Source organism: Vibrio sp. HI00D65, assembly GCF_001635455.1.
GTDB lineage: Bacteria > Pseudomonadota > Gammaproteobacteria > Enterobacterales > Vibrionaceae > Vibrio.
On the sequence record NZ_LWEH01000084.1, the window covers coordinates 1 to 1,295 of the forward strand.

The 1,295-nt window shown below is 47.6% G+C and carries 1 protein-coding gene; it reads right to left on the minus strand.

What is annotated here, in order from left to right:
* The coding region (gene plsB / locus A3712_RS07990) for a glycerol-3-phosphate 1-O-acyltransferase PlsB (RefSeq protein WP_063522996.1) at positions 1 to 1,295 on the minus strand (1,295 nt) is incomplete at both ends.

The window sequence follows — 1,295 nt, forward strand, 5'->3', positions numbered from 1 at the left end:
CGCTTACCACGTAGTTCTTTTGCGTAAGTCGCTACTTCCATTACGTGCTCGTAGCCGATGTAAACAGGCACTAACGTTACTGGGCGGTTCATGCCACGCAGCATTGCCTGAATCGTCATCGCTAGCATGCCGGTTTTCGCTTGTAGCAGACGACCGGTACGAGAACGGCCACCTTCACTAAAGTATTCTACCGAGTAGCCTTTAGCGAACAGCTCAGCTAGGTACTCACGGAAGATCGTTGAGTACAGCTTATTACCTTTAAAGCTACGACGAATGAAGAACGCACCACCGTGACGGAAAATCGGACCGGCAGGGAAGAAATTCAAGTTGATACCTGCAGCGATATGCGGAGGCACCATGCCTTCATGGTAAAGCACGTAAGACAACAGTAAGTAGTCCATATGGCTGCGGTGACAAGGGACATAAACAATCTCGTGACCATCTTGTGCCAGCTTACGAACGGTTGAAGCGTTGTTGATATGTAGGCCTTGATACAGTTTGTTCCACAACCAACCTAGAATCTTCTCGCCACGTTTGATCAGTGAGTAAGAGAAGTTCGCTGCGATCTCATCCATGATGTCTTGAGCTTCTTTGCTCGCTTTCTCAATGGAGATGTTCTTTGACTTCGCTTCGTCTTCAATCGCCTTCTTGATCGCTTCTGATTTTAGTAGGCGATCGAACAATGCTTGACGGCTTGGCAGATTAGGACCAGAGGCTGCCAGTTTTTGGCGTGAGAAGTGAATGCGAGCTACACGCGCCAGCTTGTGTGCGATAGTGCTGTCGGTGCCGTGTGAATTTGCCATGTAACGCAGAGATACCACAGGGCTGAATCGTACTAGACAGTCGCGGCCAGCAATTAAAACAGCGATTGATTTCTCTAAGCCGTTCATTGCTTGTAGGTAAGGCTTCTGGTTATTCTCTTTACCAGGCTTACGGCCCCACAATACAGTTGCAGGGATAACTTGCACATCCAGCTCTGAGTCGTCAGCATGCAGTGCAAGCAGCTCAGAGAAGACTTCAATAGAAGAGGCTGGGACGTAATCATCATCTTGTAGCAGCGTTTTACGTGAAGAGATGAAAACGTAGCGTGGCAGTGATTTACCACCGATTTCAAGCTTGCTTAACGGATCCGGTAAACCCAGTTCTAGCGCATGCTTTTGTAGTGTCAGTAGGTCGACGCTTGAGCGAAACGGTAAGGCGAATACAATTGGTTTGCCTAAATCAATGTTCAAATCTTCAACTGGATTAGAAGGGATTGATGTGCCTTTTACCAATACGGATAAAGGTAGCTTCAT